The sequence below is a fragment of the Pelomonas sp. KK5 genome (assembly GCF_001984095.1).
Taxonomy (GTDB): Bacteria; Pseudomonadota; Gammaproteobacteria; order Burkholderiales; family Burkholderiaceae_C; genus KK5.
Map to the genome: position 1 here is coordinate 1 of NZ_LYVQ01000156.1, position 15,390 is coordinate 15,390.

The 15,390-nt window shown below is 69.2% G+C and carries 13 protein-coding genes; 2 read left to right on the plus strand and 11 right to left on the minus strand.

The features are described 5' to 3' along the window. Positions 1 to 174 precede the first annotated feature (174 nt). From B0W88_RS21650 to purE, 4 genes are read right to left on the minus strand one after another with little or no spacing between them, the layout of a single operon-like run. On the minus strand, positions 175 to 1,119 hold the full coding sequence (locus B0W88_RS21650) for an SGNH/GDSL hydrolase family protein (RefSeq protein WP_077036706.1): 945 nt from the start codon (positions 1,117 to 1,119) through the stop codon (positions 175 to 177). Between the two features lie 33 nt (positions 1,120 to 1,152). Beyond that, positions 1,153 to 2,169, minus strand: a complete 1,017-nt coding sequence (locus B0W88_RS21655; protein WP_077036707.1) for an L-threonylcarbamoyladenylate synthase — start codon at positions 2,167 to 2,169, stop codon at positions 1,153 to 1,155. 10 nt (positions 2,170 to 2,179) lie between these two features. After that, on the minus strand, positions 2,180 to 3,343 hold the full coding sequence (locus tag B0W88_RS21660) for a 5-(carboxyamino)imidazole ribonucleotide synthase (RefSeq protein ID WP_077036708.1): 1,164 nt from the start codon (positions 3,341 to 3,343) through the stop codon (positions 2,180 to 2,182). After that, the gene (gene purE / locus B0W88_RS21665; protein ID WP_077036709.1) at positions 3,343 to 3,807 is read right to left on the minus strand and encodes a 5-(carboxyamino)imidazole ribonucleotide mutase; all 465 of its coding nucleotides are present in this window, start codon (positions 3,805 to 3,807) and stop codon (positions 3,343 to 3,345) included. The genes B0W88_RS21660 and purE overlap by 1 nt, the downstream gene beginning before the upstream one ends. A gap of 145 nt (positions 3,808 to 3,952) precedes the next feature. Between purE and B0W88_RS21670 the strand changes: the two genes are divergently transcribed. Next, positions 3,953 to 4,909 (plus strand): tetratricopeptide repeat protein, encoded by a 957-nt coding sequence (locus B0W88_RS21670; protein WP_077036710.1) that lies wholly within the window; start codon positions 3,953 to 3,955, stop codon positions 4,907 to 4,909. On the opposite strand, the gene B0W88_RS21675 is transcribed toward B0W88_RS21670, so the two are convergent. From B0W88_RS21675 to fba, 3 genes are all read right to left on the minus strand, one after another. Continuing rightward, positions 4,910 to 6,034: a hypothetical protein gene (locus B0W88_RS21675; RefSeq protein ID WP_077036711.1), complete on the minus strand. Its 1,125-nt coding sequence runs from the start codon at positions 6,032 to 6,034 to the stop codon at positions 4,910 to 4,912. 46 nt (positions 6,035 to 6,080) lie between these two features. Next, on the minus strand, positions 6,081 to 6,980 hold the full coding sequence (locus B0W88_RS21680) for a phosphoribosylaminoimidazolesuccinocarboxamide synthase (RefSeq protein ID WP_077036712.1): 900 nt from the start codon (positions 6,978 to 6,980) through the stop codon (positions 6,081 to 6,083). 99 nt (positions 6,981 to 7,079) lie between these two features. Further along, positions 7,080 to 8,144, minus strand: coding sequence for a class II fructose-bisphosphate aldolase (gene fba / locus B0W88_RS21685; RefSeq protein ID WP_077036713.1), 1,065 nt, complete (start codon positions 8,142 to 8,144; stop codon positions 7,080 to 7,082). A gap of 180 nt (positions 8,145 to 8,324) precedes the next feature. Here fba and B0W88_RS21690 point away from each other — a divergent pair, with 180 nt between their 5' ends. Then, entirely contained in the window at positions 8,325 to 9,350 is a 1,026-nt protein-coding gene (locus B0W88_RS21690) for an STAS-like domain-containing protein (RefSeq protein ID WP_077036714.1), read from the plus strand. Here the strand turns inward: B0W88_RS21690 and pyk are convergent. The 4 genes from pyk to B0W88_RS21710 form a co-directional block, all read right to left on the minus strand. Continuing rightward, positions 9,347 to 10,777 carry a pyruvate kinase gene (gene pyk / locus B0W88_RS21695; protein ID WP_077036715.1) on the minus strand — a complete coding sequence of 477 codons (1,431 nt, stop codon included), beginning with the start codon at positions 10,775 to 10,777 and terminating at the stop codon, positions 9,347 to 9,349. The two genes, B0W88_RS21690 and pyk, sit on opposite strands and share 4 nt — an antisense overlap. A gap of 108 nt (positions 10,778 to 10,885) precedes the next feature. Next, a complete protein-coding gene (locus tag B0W88_RS21700; RefSeq protein ID WP_077036716.1) occupies positions 10,886 to 13,192 on the minus strand; it encodes an NADP-dependent malic enzyme in 2,307 nt (768 codons plus the stop codon). A 117-nt stretch (positions 13,193 to 13,309) separates the two neighbouring features. Beyond that, complete coding sequence (locus B0W88_RS21705; protein WP_144006880.1) at positions 13,310 to 13,975, minus strand: hypothetical protein; 666 nt, start codon at positions 13,973 to 13,975, stop codon at positions 13,310 to 13,312. Between the two features lie 91 nt (positions 13,976 to 14,066). Then, the gene (locus B0W88_RS21710; RefSeq protein WP_077036718.1) at positions 14,067 to 15,254 is read right to left on the minus strand and encodes a phosphoglycerate kinase; all 1,188 of its coding nucleotides are present in this window, start codon (positions 15,252 to 15,254) and stop codon (positions 14,067 to 14,069) included. Positions 15,255 to 15,390: the final 136 nt, after the last annotated feature.

Genomic DNA, 15,390 nt, shown 5'->3' on the forward strand with positions numbered 1-15,390 from the left:
GGCACCAGGCGCGCGGAGGCCTGGGCGCCGCCTTCGGCATCGACGGCCAGGACGCTGCCGTCCGCCGCGACGAAGGCCAGGGCCATCGCCTCGGTGGAGCTGTCGAACGCCAGGAGTCGGGTCATCGTCGGGTCAGTTTAGCGGCCGGGACCGCCATGTCCGGCCCGAACGGCGTCAGAAGGGGTTGTTCTTCGCGCGCGTCTGGGCGAGCGAACCGAGGCGCGACTGCCCGATCGGGCTCAGCAGCGTGTCGGTCGCCCACAGGTAGGTCTGGCCCGTGGCGCCGGAGACCAGGGTCTGCTCGGTGCAGTTGAGCGCGCTGACGGTGGTGAGGCAGGCCGGATCGGTCACGTTGGCCAGCGAATAGGCCGAGGGGTAGCGCGCCGCCGTCTGCACGGACTCGTCCAGCAGGATCAGGCCGATCATGCGCCCGTCGTTGATCAGTTCCAGGCGCATCGCGACGTTGAAGGCGTTGCTCAGCGTGCTCAGCAGCTTGGCGCGATCGATATCGAACTTGGTGGCCTGCTCCTTCAGCGCATAGGGCGTGACGCCGAGGTCGGGCAGCGTGGACACGATCACCCGGCCGCCGGCGGTGGCGATGCGGTTGACCTGGTCGCCCACGGCCTGGCCCAGCAGCTTGGCCTGCTCGACCAGCGAGTCCTGGCTCTGCGCCGGGTACTGCTTGTACAGGTCGAGCACGTCGTTGGTACCGACCAGCACGGTGACCAGGTCCTTCTCGCCGAAGTTGCTCACCGTGAAGTGGCGGTCGATCTGGGTGATCACGTCGTCGACGTGGGCACCCGCGGCGGCGTACATGATGCCCTGCGGCGTGGCCAGCTTGTCCGGGTTGCACTGCGGAAAGGACAGCGAGAAGGTGCTGGCCAGCGTCTGCACCCAGTTCGGGTCGACGCCGCAGGACAGCAGGTTGGTCACCGAATCGAGGCCGTTGACGCCGTACTTCTGGCCGCTGGTGGTGATGGCGCTGGTCTCGTCGCCGAACACGATGATGCGCGAGGGCGCGAACGGCTGGATCTGCCCGCCGCCACCACCGCAGGCGGCCAGCAGGAGGGACAGGGCCGAGGCCAACAGCAAGCGGCTCGCGCCACGCAGACTCTTCATGAACACTCCAGACACATAGGACAGGCGATCGGATCAGCGATCGCCATCTTCATCTTCTTCATCATTCGCAGGGAACGCCGCGGCGGCGCGGGAGAGGCGGTCGCGCACCCCGTCCCACGCGTCGCCCGCCGGCGGCCGCTCGATCCAGATCTCGCCGGCACCGGCGGCATCCAGGTCGCGCAGCACCGCGAACAGCTCGTGCGCGGCGGCACGCGCGTCCTCGGGCATGCGGCGCGCCAGCGCCAGACCGGCCGGCGCGGCAGTGCGGGAATATACCGCCAGCGTCGGGCTCGATTGTTTCGCGCCCGACAGCTCTGCAATCGCCTGTGTCTCCACCAGGCGCACCACGGCCCGCGGGGCGTAGTGCGCCGCCAGCGTGCCGGAGGCGCGGGGGGCCGAGGCGTCAGGCGCCTGCAGCGGCTCGCCCAGCGCGGCCTCGATCTGCGCCGGCGTCAGCACGCCGGGCCGCAGCAGCACCGGCCGGCCGCGGCTGCAGTCGACGATGCTGGACTCGATGCCGACCTCGCAGTCGCCGCCGTCCAGCACCACCAGGCCGGGCTCGAATTCATCGACCACATGGCGGGCCTGGGTCGGGCTGACGCGGCCGAAGCGGTTGGCGCTGGGCGCGGCAACACCGATCACGCCCAGGGCGCGCGCCTCGCGCAGCAGCGCGCGGGCGACCGGATGGGCCGGGCAGCGCAGGCCGACGCTGTCCTGCCCGCCGGCCGCCGCGGCGGCCATGCCCGGTGCGCGCGGCACGATCACCGTCATCGGACCGGGCCAGAAGGCGGCCATCAGCTTGCGGGCCGGCTCGGGCAGGGCCCCGCCGGCCGTGAAGCGGGCGGCATCCTGGGCATCGAGCACATGGACGATCAGCGGGTGGTCGGCCGGCCGGCCCTTGGCGGCGAAGATCTTGGCGACGGCATCGTCCTGGTCAGCGCGGGCGCCGAGGCCGTAGACGGTCTCGGTCGGCATCGCCACCAGTTCGCCCGCCGCCAGCGTGCGCGCGGCGGTGGCGATCGAGGCGGGATCCTGTCCGTCGAGAAGCATCGTGATCCGTTTATGCGGGCAGGCCGAGGATCGCCGCCGCCTGCGCGGCCAGCGTGCGGGCTTCCGCGGCGGTGGCGGCCGTGATGTTCAGGTGGCCCATCTTGCGGCCCCGGCGCGCCTCGCTCTTGCCGTACAGGTGCAGATAGGTGCCGGGCAGCGCCAGCACCTGATCCCAGGCGGGCGTGCGCTCGCGGCCATCGGCAGTGTCGAACCACAGGTCGCCCAGCAGGTTCAGCATCAGCGCCGGCGAATGCAGGCGCGGCGTGCGCAGCGGCAGCCGGGCCATCGCACGGACCTGCAGGTCGAACTGCGAGATGTCGCAGGCGTCCATCGTGTAGTGGCCGGAGTTGTGCGGGCGCGGCGCCATCTCGTTGACGACGAGGCGGCCGTCCTGCAGCAGGAAGAACTCGACGCAGAGCACGCCGACGTAGTCCATCGACGCGGCGATGCGCGCGGCGGAGGCGCTGGCCTCGGCCTGCAGCGCGGCCGGCACGTCGGGCGCGGGTACTTCGGTCACGGCCAGGATGCCGTCGCGATGCAGGTTCTGCTGGACCGGGAACTGCACGACCTGGCCGTCGGCGCCGCGCGCGACGATCACGCTCAGCTCCAGCTTCAGCGGCAGCATCTGCTCCAGCACGCAGGGCACGCCCTTCAGCGCGGCCCAGGCGGCTTCGAGCTCGACGCGGGTCTTGACGCGCTGCTGGCCCTTGCCGTCGTAGCCGAGGCGGGCGGTCTTGAGGATGCCGGGCAGCAGGTCGTCGGGCACGGCGGCGAGGTCCGCGGCATTGCGGATCACCGCGTGCGGGGCGCAGGCCACGCCGCTGGCGGCGAAGTGGGCCTTCTCGTCGGCGCGGTCCTGGCAGATCGCCACGGCGGCGCCTGCGGGCGCGACGAAGCGGGTCGCGGCCAGCGTCGCCAGCGCCTGGGCCGGCACGTTCTCGAATTCGGTGGTGATGGCGTCGCTGGCTTCGGCCAGGCGCGCGAGGCCGGCGGCATCCAGGTAGTCGGCCTGCACGTGGACATGGGCCACCAGGCCGGCGGGGCTCTGCGGATCGGGGTCCAGCACCGCGGTGCGATAACCCTGAGCCTGAGCGGCATGGACGAACATCCGGCCCAGCTGGCCGCCGCCCATCACGCCCAGCGTTGCCTGGCCGGGAAGCAAGGGACCACCCATCAGACCAGGTCCTTGGTCATGCCGGCGGCATGCTCGGTCTGGCGGGCGCGGAAGGCATCCAGCTTCGCGCGCAGCGCCGCATCCTCGTTGGCCAGCATGGCCACGGCGAACAGCGCCGCATTGCCGGCGCCGGCGGTGCCGATCGCGAAGGTCGCCACCGGGATGCCCTTGGGCATCTGGACGATCGAATGCAGGGAATCGACGCCCTGCAGGTGGCGGCTGGCCACCGGCACGCCCAGCACGGGCACCGTGGTCTTGGCGGCGATCATGCCCGGCAGGTGGGCGGCGCCGCCCGCGCCGGCGATGATGGCCTTCAGGCCGCGGCCGACCGCGGCCTCGGCATAACGGAACATCTCGTCGGGCATCCGGTGCGCGGAGACGACCTTGGCCTCGAAGGCGATGCCGAACTCGGCGAGAATGTCGGCGGCGTGCTTCATGGTGTCCCAGTCGCTGCTGGAACCCATCACTACGCCCACCACGGGGGATGCTGCTGCTTCGGTTGGCAAGTCCTGTACGGCTCGTTTCGGGGCCGCTCCATGGGCTGGAAAAGCCTTGAATTGTAGGCTGCCGGCGCCACCTCCCCTTTCAGACCTCCAGCGCCACAGACCCATGATCGACATCACCCTGCAGAATTTCGAGGCCGAACTGATCCAGGCCTCGCTGAACACACCCGTGCTGCTGGACATCTGGGCCCCCTGGTGCGGCCCCTGCCGCCAGCTGGGTCCGGCCCTTGAGAAGCTCGAGGCAGCCTACGGCGGCCGCTTCATCCTCGCCAAGCTCAACAGCGACGAGGTGCCCGAGATCGCCACCCAGCTGAGCCAGATGTTCGGCGTGCGCAGCATTCCCTTCTGCGTGATGTTCGCCGGCGGCCAGCCGGTGGACGGCTTCGTCGGCGCGATCCCCGAGGCGCAGATCCGCGAGTTCCTGGACAAGCACGTGCCCAGCGGCGAGATGCTGGAAGCGGCCGAGGACGTGGCCGAGGCCGAGGACCTCGCCGCCTCCGGCGACCTGGAAGCCGCGCTGGCCAAGCTGGCGAGCGCCGTCGAGGCCGACCCGTCCAACGAGGCCGCACGCTTCGACTACGTCAAGGCGCTGATCGAGCTGGGCCTGCTGCAGGACGCCCGCGCGGCCTTCGAGCCGGTGGCTGCCAAGGCCGCCGACACGATCACGCCGCATGCCCGCTTCGCCGCGCTCGCCGCCTGGCTGAGCGCCGCCGAGCGCACCGCCAGCGGCTTCGACCCGGCCACGCTGCAGGCCGCCATCGCCGCCAACAAGCGCGACTTCGACGCCCGCTACACGCTGGCCCAGGGCCTGCTCGCCCGCCAGCAGTTCACCGCCGCGATGGACGAGCTGCTGGAGATCATCATGCGCGACAAGGCCTGGAACGGCGAGGCCGCGCGCAAGCTCTACGTGGCGATCCTGGAGCTGCTGACCAAGCCCGCCCCGAAGCCGCAGGCCGGCGCCGAGACCAAGGGCAAGCTGGAAGTGACCGGCAAGGCCGCCGTGCCCGCCGGCGATCCGGTGATCGACCAGTACCGACGCAAGCTGTCGATGGCGCTGTTCTGATCAGGGCGGGCTGGAGAGCCCGTTCTCGGCCAGCAGCTGCGCCCAGCGCTGCTGCTGTGCGGCGACCGCCTGCCAGAGGCGCTCGGCCTCCTCCGCATGGCGCGTCGACGCGCCCTGCTGGTTCAGTTCCGCATAGACCTGCGCCAGCCGCGCATGGGTGGCGGCGCGATCGTTCAGATGGCAGGCCGGGTCGATCTCCAGCTCGGCCCGCTGCGCCTGCTGGAGCGCCTGCGCCTTCTGGCCGGTCTTGATGCGGCACCAGGCCAGGTCCGACAGATAGACGCTGTTGAGCCGGGCCAGGCCCTGCGACATCGCCTCGGGCAGATGCTGCTCATACAGGGCCTGCGCGCCGGCGTGGTCCCCGTTGATCGCCAGCACCTGGGCCTGCACCAGCGGCGTCAGGCCGTCCTTGACGGCGACGCCGATCGCGCGGTCGTAGTGCTGGGCCGACTGGGCGCCGGCCATCAGCGCCATCGGAACGCCACTGCCGACCAGGCCGCCGGACAGCACGCCGTAGCGCGCCCGGCTGGCGCGCATCGCGGCCATGTTGAACATCAGCGCCGAGAGGGCCGCGTCGTCGCCATCCTGCATCGCGTGCCGGCGGGCATTGGCGTACCAGGGCTGGGCCGGCTGGTCGCATTCGTCATGAGCCAGGGCCAAGGCGATGGCCAGCCGCCCGCGGGAAGCGTGGTCGTCGGGCGCAGCGATGTCGAGGCAGCGGCGGGCGTGGCGGGCCACGGCCTCGATGTCCTGGCGCAAGTAGCTGAGCATCGCCAGCCAGGCGCAGGCCAGCGCTTCCAGCTCGGGCTGGCGGGCGGCGCGGGCCAGGGCCTCGGCGCGCTGCAGCTTGTCGAAGCCGCCGTCGCCCAAGTCGGCATAGAAGCTCATCAAGCCTTCGGCCAGCTGCAGCCAGCCGGCAATGCCGGACTGCGGGTGCGAGAAGCCGAGCTGGTGCAGCTCGGTCAGCTGCGCCCGCGCGGCGGCGGACTCGCCATGGCGGATCAGCAGGATCGCGCGCCGGGCCGCCAGCGGTGCGGCGCGCAACGGGCTGCCGGCGGCGGCGATCTCCTGCTCCAGCCTTTGCAGCAGGCGCGACCGGATCCTCGTCGTCTGGGTCGTCGCCATCTTGCTGCTGCTCCGGTACTGCTGGAGTGAGTGGAAAAGAGGCGCGTCAGCGGGTCAGCCGCTGCAGCGCCTCCTGGTATTTGGCCGCGGTCTTGGCGATCACCTCGTCCGGCAGGGCCGGTGCCGGGGCCGTCTTGCCCCAGGGCTTGCCGTCGACGCGGGCCTGCTCCAGCCAGTCGCGCACGAACTGCTTGTCGTAGCTGGGCGGGTTGATGCCCACCGCATAGCTCTCGACCGGCCAGTAGCGCGAGGAGTCGGGCGTCAGCACCTCGTCCATCAGCGTCAGCGTGCCGTCGGCATCGAGGCCGAACTCGAACTTCGTGTCGGCAATGATGATGCCCTTGGTGAGCGCGTAGTCGGCGGCGCGCTTGTAGAGCTCGATCGAGATGTCACGCACGCGGGTGGCGAGATCCGCGCCGATGACGGCGACCATCTTGTCGAAGGAGATGTTCTCGTCGTGGTCGCCCATCTCGGCCTTGGTGGCGGGCGTGAAGATCGGCTCGGGCAGCTTGCTGGCGTTCTGCAGGCCGGCGGGCAGCTTGACGCCGCAGACCTCGCCGTTCTTCTGGTACTCGGCCCAGCCGCTGCCGGCGAGATAGCCGCGCACCACCGCCTCCACCGGCAGCGGCTTCAGGCGCTTGACCAGCATCGAGCGGTCCTTCACCTGGGCTTTCTCGGCCTCGCTGACGACCGACAGCGGGTCATCGCCGGTGAGGTGGTTGGGGACGATGCCCTGCAGCTTGTCGAACCAGAACAGCGCCATCTGCGTCAGCAGCGCGCCCTTGCCGGGGATGGGCTCGCCCATGATCACGTCGAAGGCGGAGAGGCGGTCGCTGGCGATCATCAGGATGCGGTCCTCGCCGACGGCGTAGTTCTCGCGCACCTTGCCGCGGGCCAGCAGCGGGAGCGAGGTGATCGAGGATTCAAGCAGGGCGGAGGCGGTCATGATGGGTTCCGGCGGAAGGGCAGAGTAAAGCGAAAGGCCCGCCGAAGCAGCTTCGGCGGGCCCGCAGACTGGGGAAGTATTTTCGCCTAGATCACGACATCACTGGACCAGTTGCGCCAGCTCGCCGCGCGCATACGAGGCGGCCACGTCCACCAGCGAGCGCGGCTTGATCTTGCCGGCCTGGCCTTCGCAGCCGAACTCGATGTAGCGCTGGCGGCAGACCAGCTTGGCCGCTTCACGCGCGGGCTTGAGCCATTCGCGGGCATCGAACTTGTCCGGGTTCTCGGCCAGGAACTTGCGAACCGCGCCGGTCATCGCCAGGCGGATGTCGGTGTCGATATTGATCTTGCGCACGCCGTGCTTGATCGCTTCCTGGATCTCCTCGACCGGCACGCCGAAGGTCTCCTTCATCTTGCCGCCGTACTGGTTGATGATGGCCAGCAGCTCCTGTGGCACGCTCGACGAGCCGTGCATCACCAGGTGGGTGTTCGGGATGCGCTTGTGGATTTCCTTGACGCGGCCGATGGCGAGGATGTCGCCGGTGGGCTTGCGCGAGAACTTGTAGGCGCCGTGGCTGGTGCCGATGGCGATGGCCAGCGCGTCGAGCTGCGTGGCCTTGACGAAGACGGCAGCCTCTTCCGGATCGGTCAGCATCTGGCTGTGGTCCAGCTTGCCCTCGGCGCCGATGCCGTCTTCCTCGCCGGCCTCGCCGGTCTCGAGGTTGCCCAGGCAGCCCAGCTCGCCCTCGACGGTGACGCCGACCTTGTGCGACATCTCGACGACACGGCGGGTCACGTCCATGTTGTAGTCGAAGGAGGCCGGGGTCTTGCCGTCCTCCATCAGCGAGCCGTCCATCATCACCGAGCCGAAGCCCAGCGAGATCGCGCCCTCGCAGACCTTGGGCGAGGTGCCGTGGTCCTGGTGCATCACCAGCGGGATGTGCGGGTAGGCCTCGACGGCCGCCTGGATCAGGTGCTTGATGAAGGATTCGCCGGCGTACTTGCGGGCGCCGGCCGAGGCCTGCAGGATCACCGGCGCACCGACCTCGTCGGCGGCGGCCATCACCGCCTGCACCTGTTCGAGGTTGTTGACGTTGAAGGCCGGGATGCCGTAGCCGTGTTCGGCGGCGTGGTCCAGCAGTTGACGCATCGAGACGAGAGCCATGGAAGTCTCCAGGGAAGTTGGGAATGCTTGATCGATTTCTCAGCGGGAAGCCTAACGCCGAAAACGCCGCTATGCGCACGACGCAGGTCATGTAACCCCGCTGTAACTGGGCCGGATTCTAGTCGGCCCCAGGCTAGCGCCATTGCGCGGCCCTGCCCCAGCCAGTAGGCTCTGACCCCCATGACACGCCTCGCGTTCGATCACCTAACGCTGTGGATCAGCGCAGCCGCGAGCGAGCACTCGCACGACCTGGCCGACCATATGGAAGAGCGCACTGGCGCCAGCCGGCGCGCCTGCCAGGCCGCGCTGCGCCGGCTGGTCGATGCAGGCTGGCTGGCACGCTCCGGCACCGCGCGCCGCCCGGTCTACGGGCCCGGCCGGCTGCGCCAGGTGGCGCGCAGCTACACGCTGCACGGCCTGCAGGAGGACATCCCCTGGCAGCGCGATTTCGCCCCGCATTTCGAGCTGCCGTCCGCGGTGCTGCGCATGGTGCAGCATGCCTTCACCGAGCTGGTGAACAACGCGGCGGACCACAGCGGCGGCACCAGCGTCACCGTCTCGCTGCGGCAGACGCCCAGCCATGCGCAGCTGCTGGTCTCCGACGACGGCTGCGGCGTGTTCGACAGGATCTGCGAAGCCTTCCGCCTGCCGGATGCGCAGCACGCGATGCTGGAGCTCAGCAAGGGCCGCCTCACCAGCCAGCCCGAGGCCCACACCGGCCGCGGGCTGTTCTTCAGCGCGCAGCTGGCGGACGTGTTCGACATCCACGCCAACAACACGGCATTTCAGCGCAGGGCCTGGGAGTCCGGCGGCTGGAAGCAGGCGGGCAACCCGCTGCCGCGCCAGGGCAGCTCGATCTACATGGCCATCGCGCTGGACACTACCCGGACGCTGGATCAGGTGCTGGGCGCCTGGAGCATCGACGGCAGCGGCATCGCCTTCGACCGCACGGTCATCGCGCTGCGCATGCTGGCCGGCCCGGGCCAGCCTCTGGATTCCCGGGCACAAGCGCGCCGGGTTGCGGCGCGGCTGGAGACCTTCCGTAGCGCGGAGCTCGACTTCGATGGCGTCGAGGACGTGGGCCACGCTTTCACCGACGAGTTGTTCCGCGTCTTCGCAAACAAGCACGGGGACGTGCAATTGCTGGCAACGAACATGACGCCGCGGGTCGCTGCGCTGGTGCGCAGCGCCCAGGGGCAGGCCTAGCCCACCCGGCAGACCTTCAGCATATTGGTGCCGCCGGGGTAGCCCATCGGCTCGCCGCAGGTGATCGCATAGGTGTCGCCGGGGCGCAGCATGTCCTGCTGCACCAGCAGGCGCTCGGCCGCCTCGAGCGCCGCGTCGCGGTCGTCGAAGTTGGGCATCAGCATCGGGTACACGTTGCGGTACAGGCACATGCGGCGCAGGCTGACCTCCTTGCTGGTCAGCGCGATGATCGGCACCTTGATCTGGTGACGGCTCATCCACAGCGCGGTGGAGCCCGACTCGGTCAGCGCGACGATGGCCTTGCAGCCCAGGTGGTGCGCGGTGAACAGCGCGCCCATCGCGATCGACTGGTCGATGCGGCCGAACTGGCGGCCGGTGAAGTCGGTGTCCAGCGTGCTGATCTCGGCGCGCTCGGCTTCCAGTGCGATGGCAGCCATCTGCTCGATGGTCTCCACCGGGTACTTGCCGGCCGCGGTCTCGGCGCTGAGCATCACCGCGTCGGTGCCGTCCAGTACGGCGTTGGCCACGTCGCTGACCTCGGCGCGGGTGGGCACCGGGTTGACGATCATCGACTCCATCATCTGCGTGGCGGTGATGGAGACCTTGTCCATCTCGCGGGCCATCTTGATCATGCGCTTCTGCAGCGCCGGCACCGCGGCGTTGCCCACCTCGATGGCCAGGTCGCCGCGGGCGACCATGATGCCGTCGCTGGCGCGCAGGATGTTCTCGAGGTTCGGGATGGCCTCCACGCGCTCGATCTTGGCGATCAGCGCGGGCTTGTGGCGGTAGGGCTCGCCGGCCACGTTGGCGAGCTGGCGGGCCATTTCCATGTCGGTGGAGTTCTTCGGGAAGCTGATCGCCAGGTACTCGCACTGGAAGGACATCGCGGTCTTGATGTCTTCCATGTCCTTGGCGGTCAGCGCCGGGGCGGTGAGGCCGCCGCCCTGCTTGTTGATGCCCTTGTTGTTGGACAGGATGCCGCCGATCTTGACCGTCGTGTGCACGACGCTGCCGCGCACCACGTCCACGGTCAGCACCAGCAGGCCGTCGTTGAGCAGCAGCACGTCGCCGGGCTTCACGTCGCGCGGCAGTTCCTTGTAGTCGAGGCCCACGACTTCCTCGTTGCCGAGCTCGGTGCGGTCGGCGTCGAGCAAAAAGGGCATGCCGGGAATCAGCTCGATCTTGCCGTTCTCGAACTTGCCGACGCGGATCTTCGGGCCCTGCAGGTCGGCCATGATGGCCACGTGCTTGCCGGCGGCCTTGGCCGCGGAGCGGACCATGCTGGCGCGGTCGATATGGTCCTGCGCGGTGCCGTGGGAGAAGTTCAGGCGCACCACGTCCACGCCGGCGCGGATCATGCGTTCCAGGACTTCGGGCGAAGACGAGGCCGGGCCGAGGGTCGCGACGATCTTGGTGGCACGGGTCATGGCTTGTCTCTCGATGAAATTAGGTTACAGGCAAAAAGATCATAGGACGCATTGGCGCTCAACAGCGGGTTTCACCGAGTTACGGAAACACGCCGCTGGATCTCGACGTTACGCCGATGCGCGTACGTCCGCCACCGCAAGCGCGGTCATGTTGACGATGCGCCTCACGGTGGCCGACGGCGTCAGGATGTGAACGGGCCGCGCCGCGCCCAGCAGGATGGGACCGATCGTCACGCCCTGCCCCACGCTGGTCTTCAGCACGTTGAACAGGATGTTGGCGGAATCGAGCGTCGGCAACACCAGCAGGTTGGCCGCCCCGCTCAGCGTGCTCTCGGGCAGGAAGGTGTGGCGTACCGATTCGCTGAGCGCCGCGTCGCCGTGCATCTCGCCGTCGGATTCGATGTCCGGGTGCTCGGCCGCGAACAGCTCGTGCGCGTGCCGCATCTTCAGCGCCGAGGGCCTCTTGCTGGAACCGAACATCGAGTGCGAGACGAAGGCCACCTTCGGCGGCATGCCGAAGCGGCGAAGCTCCTCGGCGGCCATCGCGGCAATCGCGGCGAGTTCCTCGGCATCCGGCGACTCGTTGACGAAGGTGTCGGTCATGAACAGCGTCTGCTTCTCCATGATGACGCCGTTCATCGTGGCCAGGCAGCGCGCACCGGCCTTCAGGCCGATGATTTCCTCCACGTGCTCGAGGTGCCCGTCGAAGCGCCCGACCAGGCCGCAGATCATCGCGTCCGCATCGCCGAGATCGATGGCCAGCGCGCCGATGGTCGTGTTCGAGCGGCGCACCATGGCCTTGGCCATCTCGGGCGTCACGCCCTCGCGGCCCATGATGCGGTGATAGGCCTCCCAGTACTGGCGGAAGCGCGCGTCGTTGTTCGGATCGATGACGGCCACGTCGGCGCCGAGCTTCAGCCGCAGGCCGGCGCGCTTGATGCGCATCTCGATCACGTCGGGGCGGCCGATCAGCGTCGGCTTGGCCAGGCCCTCGTCCAGCGCCACCTGCACCGCGCGCAGCACCCGCTCGTCCTCGCCCTCGGCGTAGATGACGCGGGCCGGGTCGGCCTTGGCCGCGGCGAAGACCGGGCGCATGAACATGCCCGTCTGGTAGACGAAGCGGGTCAGCTCATGGCGATAGGCGTCGAGATCGGCGATCGGCCGCGTGGCCACGCCGGACTCGGCCGCCGCCTTCGCCACCGCCGGCGCGATGCGCAGGATCAGCCGCGCGTCGAAGGGCTTGGGAATCAGGTACTCGGGGCCGAAAGCCAGCTCCTGGCCGGCATAGGCGGCGGCGACTTCATCGCTGGTCTCGGCCTTGGCGAGGTCGGCGATCTCGCGCACGCAGGCCAGCTTCATCGCCTCGGTGATCTTGGTGGCGCCGCAGTCCAGCGCGCCGCGGAAGATGTAGGGGAAGCACAGGACGTTGTTGACCTGGTTCGGGTAGTCCGAGCGGCCGGTGGCGATGATGCAGTCAGGCCGCGCGGCCTTGGCCAGCTCGGGACGGATCTCGGGCTCGGGGTTGGCCAGGGCCAGGATGATCGGCTTGTCGGCCATCGTCTTGACCATCTCCGGCGTCAGCACGCCGGCAGTCGAACAGCCGAGGAAGACGTCGGCGCCGGCCACCACCTCGGCCAGCGTGCGGGCGTCGGTGCGCTGGCAGTAGCGCTGCTTGCTCTCGTCAAGCTTGTCGCCACGGCCTTCGCGGATCACGCCCTTGGAATCGACGGCGAAGATGTTCTCGCGCCTGACGCCCAGGCCCACCATCACATCCAGGCAGGCAATGGCCGCCGCGCCGGCGCCGGAGGCCACCAGCCTGACCTTGCCGATGTCCTTGCCCACCAGCTCCAGGCCGTTCAGCAAGGCAGCGGCGCTGATGATCGCGGTGCCGTGCTGGTCGTCGTGGAAGACCGGGATGTTCATCCGCTCGCGCAGCTGCTTCTCGATGTAGAAGCACTCGGGCGCCTTGATGTCCTCAAGGTTGACGCCGCCCAGCGTGGGCTCCATCGCCGCGATGATCTCGACGAGCTTGTCCGGTTCGCGCTCGGCCAGCTCGATGTCGAACACATCGATGCCGGCGAACTTCTTGAACAGGCAGCCCTTGCCCTCCATCACCGGCTTGCCGGCCAGCGGGCCGATGTCGCCCAGGCCCAGCACGGCCGTGCCGTTGGTGATCACGCCGACGAGGTTCGCGCGCGAGGTGTACTCGGCGGCGAGCGCCGGATCCTCCTCGATGGCCAGGCAGGCGTAGGCCACGCCCGGCGAGTAGGCCAGCGACAGGTCGCGCTGGTTGACCAGGGCCTTGGTGGGCGTGATCGAGATCTTGCCGCGGGTGGGGCTGCGGTGGTATTCGAGCGCGGCGTCGCGCAGCGCGGCCTCGGCGGGTGTGAGGCTCTTCGTATCAAGCGGGTCCATCTGCTGTCTCCAAACTTCGACTTCTTGGAGGGCGCAGATTACTCCCGCTTGATGACGGCCCGCGAGCCGATTCGTGCGATCAGCTTTGACCGTGGCGCAAAAGCAAGACCAGCAAGATCAGCCGGCCTGGCGATCGCGAAAGGCCGGGCTGCCGACGTCGGCCGCCTTCGGAGTCAGGTCGATGACGTCGGGCAGCAACTTCGTCGTGTTGCGGGCGCGGGCCAGGGCCAGGTCGGCCTCCGCCTGGCTGCCGATGTCCCACAGCACGCCTGCGGGCAGCGGCATGCCGAAGATGTTCTTGCCGCGCTGCCCGCTGGCGCGGTAGTGGCCCAGGTAGCTGAGCTTGCCGGCCTCGACGCGGAACGGTGTGGCGATCCGCTCCTTCAGCGAGAAGTGCTGAGCGGTGTTGCCGACCATGGTGGAAGCGCCGAAGTCGACGATCCGGTAGTTGCCCGCCGGCAGCGACGCGACGAGGACGACGCCCACGTCGTCACGCAGCTTGTAGTCCGGCTTGTCGCCGGTCGGCCACATGCCGGGCTTGAAGGACAAGGTCCCGACCGGCCCGTCCGCCGGCGCATCCGCCCGCTGGAACACCAGCGTGTAGCTGGTGTAGTAGGTGCCCGGGCCGCCCGGCCGGTTGCCGATGGCCACGACCAGCTGGCCGGCATCGGCGCCGACGTGGTCCGTGGCCAGGTTGCCCGCGGCCGTCAAGCCGGGGCCCGAGGCGCAGCCAGCCAGGGCCAGCGCGCCCGCAACACCGATGATCAATCGCCTGCGTCGCATCGCCATCTCTCTTGCTCGGAAAAAGGAGCGGCGATGTTAGCGATACGTACCGACCGCCCGGCGCGGGGCTTTCCCGCAACGGCAATCAGCGTCAGCCGGCGGCGCGCTTCGCCAGGATCTCGAAGGCCGGCAGCGTCTTGCCTTCCAGCACCTCCAGGAAGGCGCCACCGCCGGTGGAGATGTAGCTGACGTCACCCTCGATGCCGTACTTGGCGATGGCCGCCAGCGTGTCGCCGCCGCCGGCGATGCTGAAGGCGCTGGACGCCGCGATGGCGCGGGCGATCGCCTCGGTGCCGTGGCCGAAGGCATCGAACTCGAACACGCCGACCGGGCCGTTCCAGACGATGGTGCCGGCGGCCTTCAGCTGCTCAGCCAGGATGGCGGCGGTCTTGGGGCCGATATCGAGGATCAGGTCGTCCTCGGCCACTTCGTTCGCCGCCTTGACGACGGCTTGCGCGTCAGCCGCGAACTTCTTCGCCGTGACCACGTCGACCGGGATCGGCACCGCCGCGCCGCGCGCCTTCATCGACTCGATCACCGCCTTGGCCTCGCCGACCAGGTCCGGCTCGGCCAGCGACTTGCCGATGGACAGGCCGGCCGCCAGCATGAAGGTGTTGGCGATGCCGCCGCCGACGATCAGGCCGTCCACATTGGCGGACAGCGACTTCAGGATGGTCAGCTTGGTCGAGACCTTGGAGCCGGCGACGATGGCGACCAGCGGGCGCTTCGGCGCGGCCAGCGCCTTGGTGATGGCGTCGATCTCGGCCGCCAGCAGCGGGCCGGCGCAGGCCACCGGCGCGAACTGCGCGATGCCGTAGGTCGTGCCCTCGGCGCGGTGGGCGGTGCCGAAGGCGTCGTTGACGAAGATGTCGCACAGCGCGGCCATCTTCTTCGCCAGCTCCTCGTTGTTCTTCTTCTCGCCCTTGTTCAGGCGGCAGTTCTCAAGCACGACCAAACTGCCAGGTTCGACTGACACGCCGTCTACCCAATTGGCGACCACCGGCACCTCGCGGCCCAGCAGCTCACCCATGCGCTTCGCAACGGGCGCCAGCGAATCCTCGGGCTTGAACTCGCCCTCGGTCGGGCGGCCCAGGTGGGAGGTAACCATCACCGCGGCGCCGGCCTTCAGCGCCATCTCGATGCAGGGGATCGAGGCGCGGATGCGGGTGTCTTCGGTGATGTTGCCGGCATCGTCCTGCGGGACGTTCAGGTCGGCGCGGATGAAGACGCGCTTGCCGGCGGCGGTGGACAGAAGATCGGTGAAACGCAGGACGTTCATGGCGGGAGGGTGGTGAGTTGGAGGGAAGCGTGATTCCCCCGAAGCTTACCAACCTCCCCCGACCGGCTTACTGTTCCGCCTTCTTGATGCGGCCGCCGCCGACCACCGACGTGCTGATCTCCGGCGAGCCCACGTA

Excerpts from the sequence above, each read along its gene's own strand:
- B0W88_RS21660 (WP_077036708.1), bottom strand. The coding sequence starts at position 3,343 with ATGGGTGGTCCCTTGCTTCCCGGCCAGGCAACGCTGGGCGTGATGGGC.
- purE (WP_077036709.1), bottom strand. The coding sequence starts at position 3,807 with ATGGGTTCCAGCAGCGACTGGGACACCATGAAGCACGCCGCCGACATT.
- B0W88_RS21655 (WP_077036707.1), bottom strand. The coding sequence starts at position 2,169 with ATGCTTCTCGACGGACAGGATCCCGCCTCGATCGCCACCGCCGCGCGC.
- B0W88_RS21705 (WP_144006880.1), bottom strand. The coding sequence starts at position 13,975 with ATGCGACGCAGGCGATTGATCATCGGTGTTGCGGGCGCGCTGGCCCTG.
- B0W88_RS21675 (WP_077036711.1), bottom strand. The coding sequence starts at position 6,034 with ATGGCGACGACCCAGACGACGAGGATCCGGTCGCGCCTGCTGCAAAGG.
- B0W88_RS21650 (WP_077036706.1), bottom strand. The coding sequence starts at position 1,119 with ATGAAGAGTCTGCGTGGCGCGAGCCGCTTGCTGTTGGCCTCGGCCCTG.
- B0W88_RS21700 (WP_077036716.1), bottom strand. The coding sequence starts at position 13,192 with ATGGACCCGCTTGATACGAAGAGCCTCACACCCGCCGAGGCCGCGCTG.
- B0W88_RS21690 (WP_077036714.1), top strand. The coding sequence starts at position 8,325 with ATGACACGCCTCGCGTTCGATCACCTAACGCTGTGGATCAGCGCAGCC.
- pyk (WP_077036715.1), bottom strand. The coding sequence starts at position 10,777 with ATGACCCGTGCCACCAAGATCGTCGCGACCCTCGGCCCGGCCTCGTCT.
- fba (WP_077036713.1), bottom strand. The coding sequence starts at position 8,144 with ATGGCTCTCGTCTCGATGCGTCAACTGCTGGACCACGCCGCCGAACAC.
- B0W88_RS21670 (WP_077036710.1), top strand. The coding sequence starts at position 3,953 with ATGATCGACATCACCCTGCAGAATTTCGAGGCCGAACTGATCCAGGCC.
- B0W88_RS21710 (WP_077036718.1), bottom strand. The coding sequence starts at position 15,254 with ATGAACGTCCTGCGTTTCACCGATCTTCTGTCCACCGCCGCCGGCAAG.
- B0W88_RS21680 (WP_077036712.1), bottom strand. The coding sequence starts at position 6,980 with ATGACCGCCTCCGCCCTGCTTGAATCCTCGATCACCTCGCTCCCGCTG.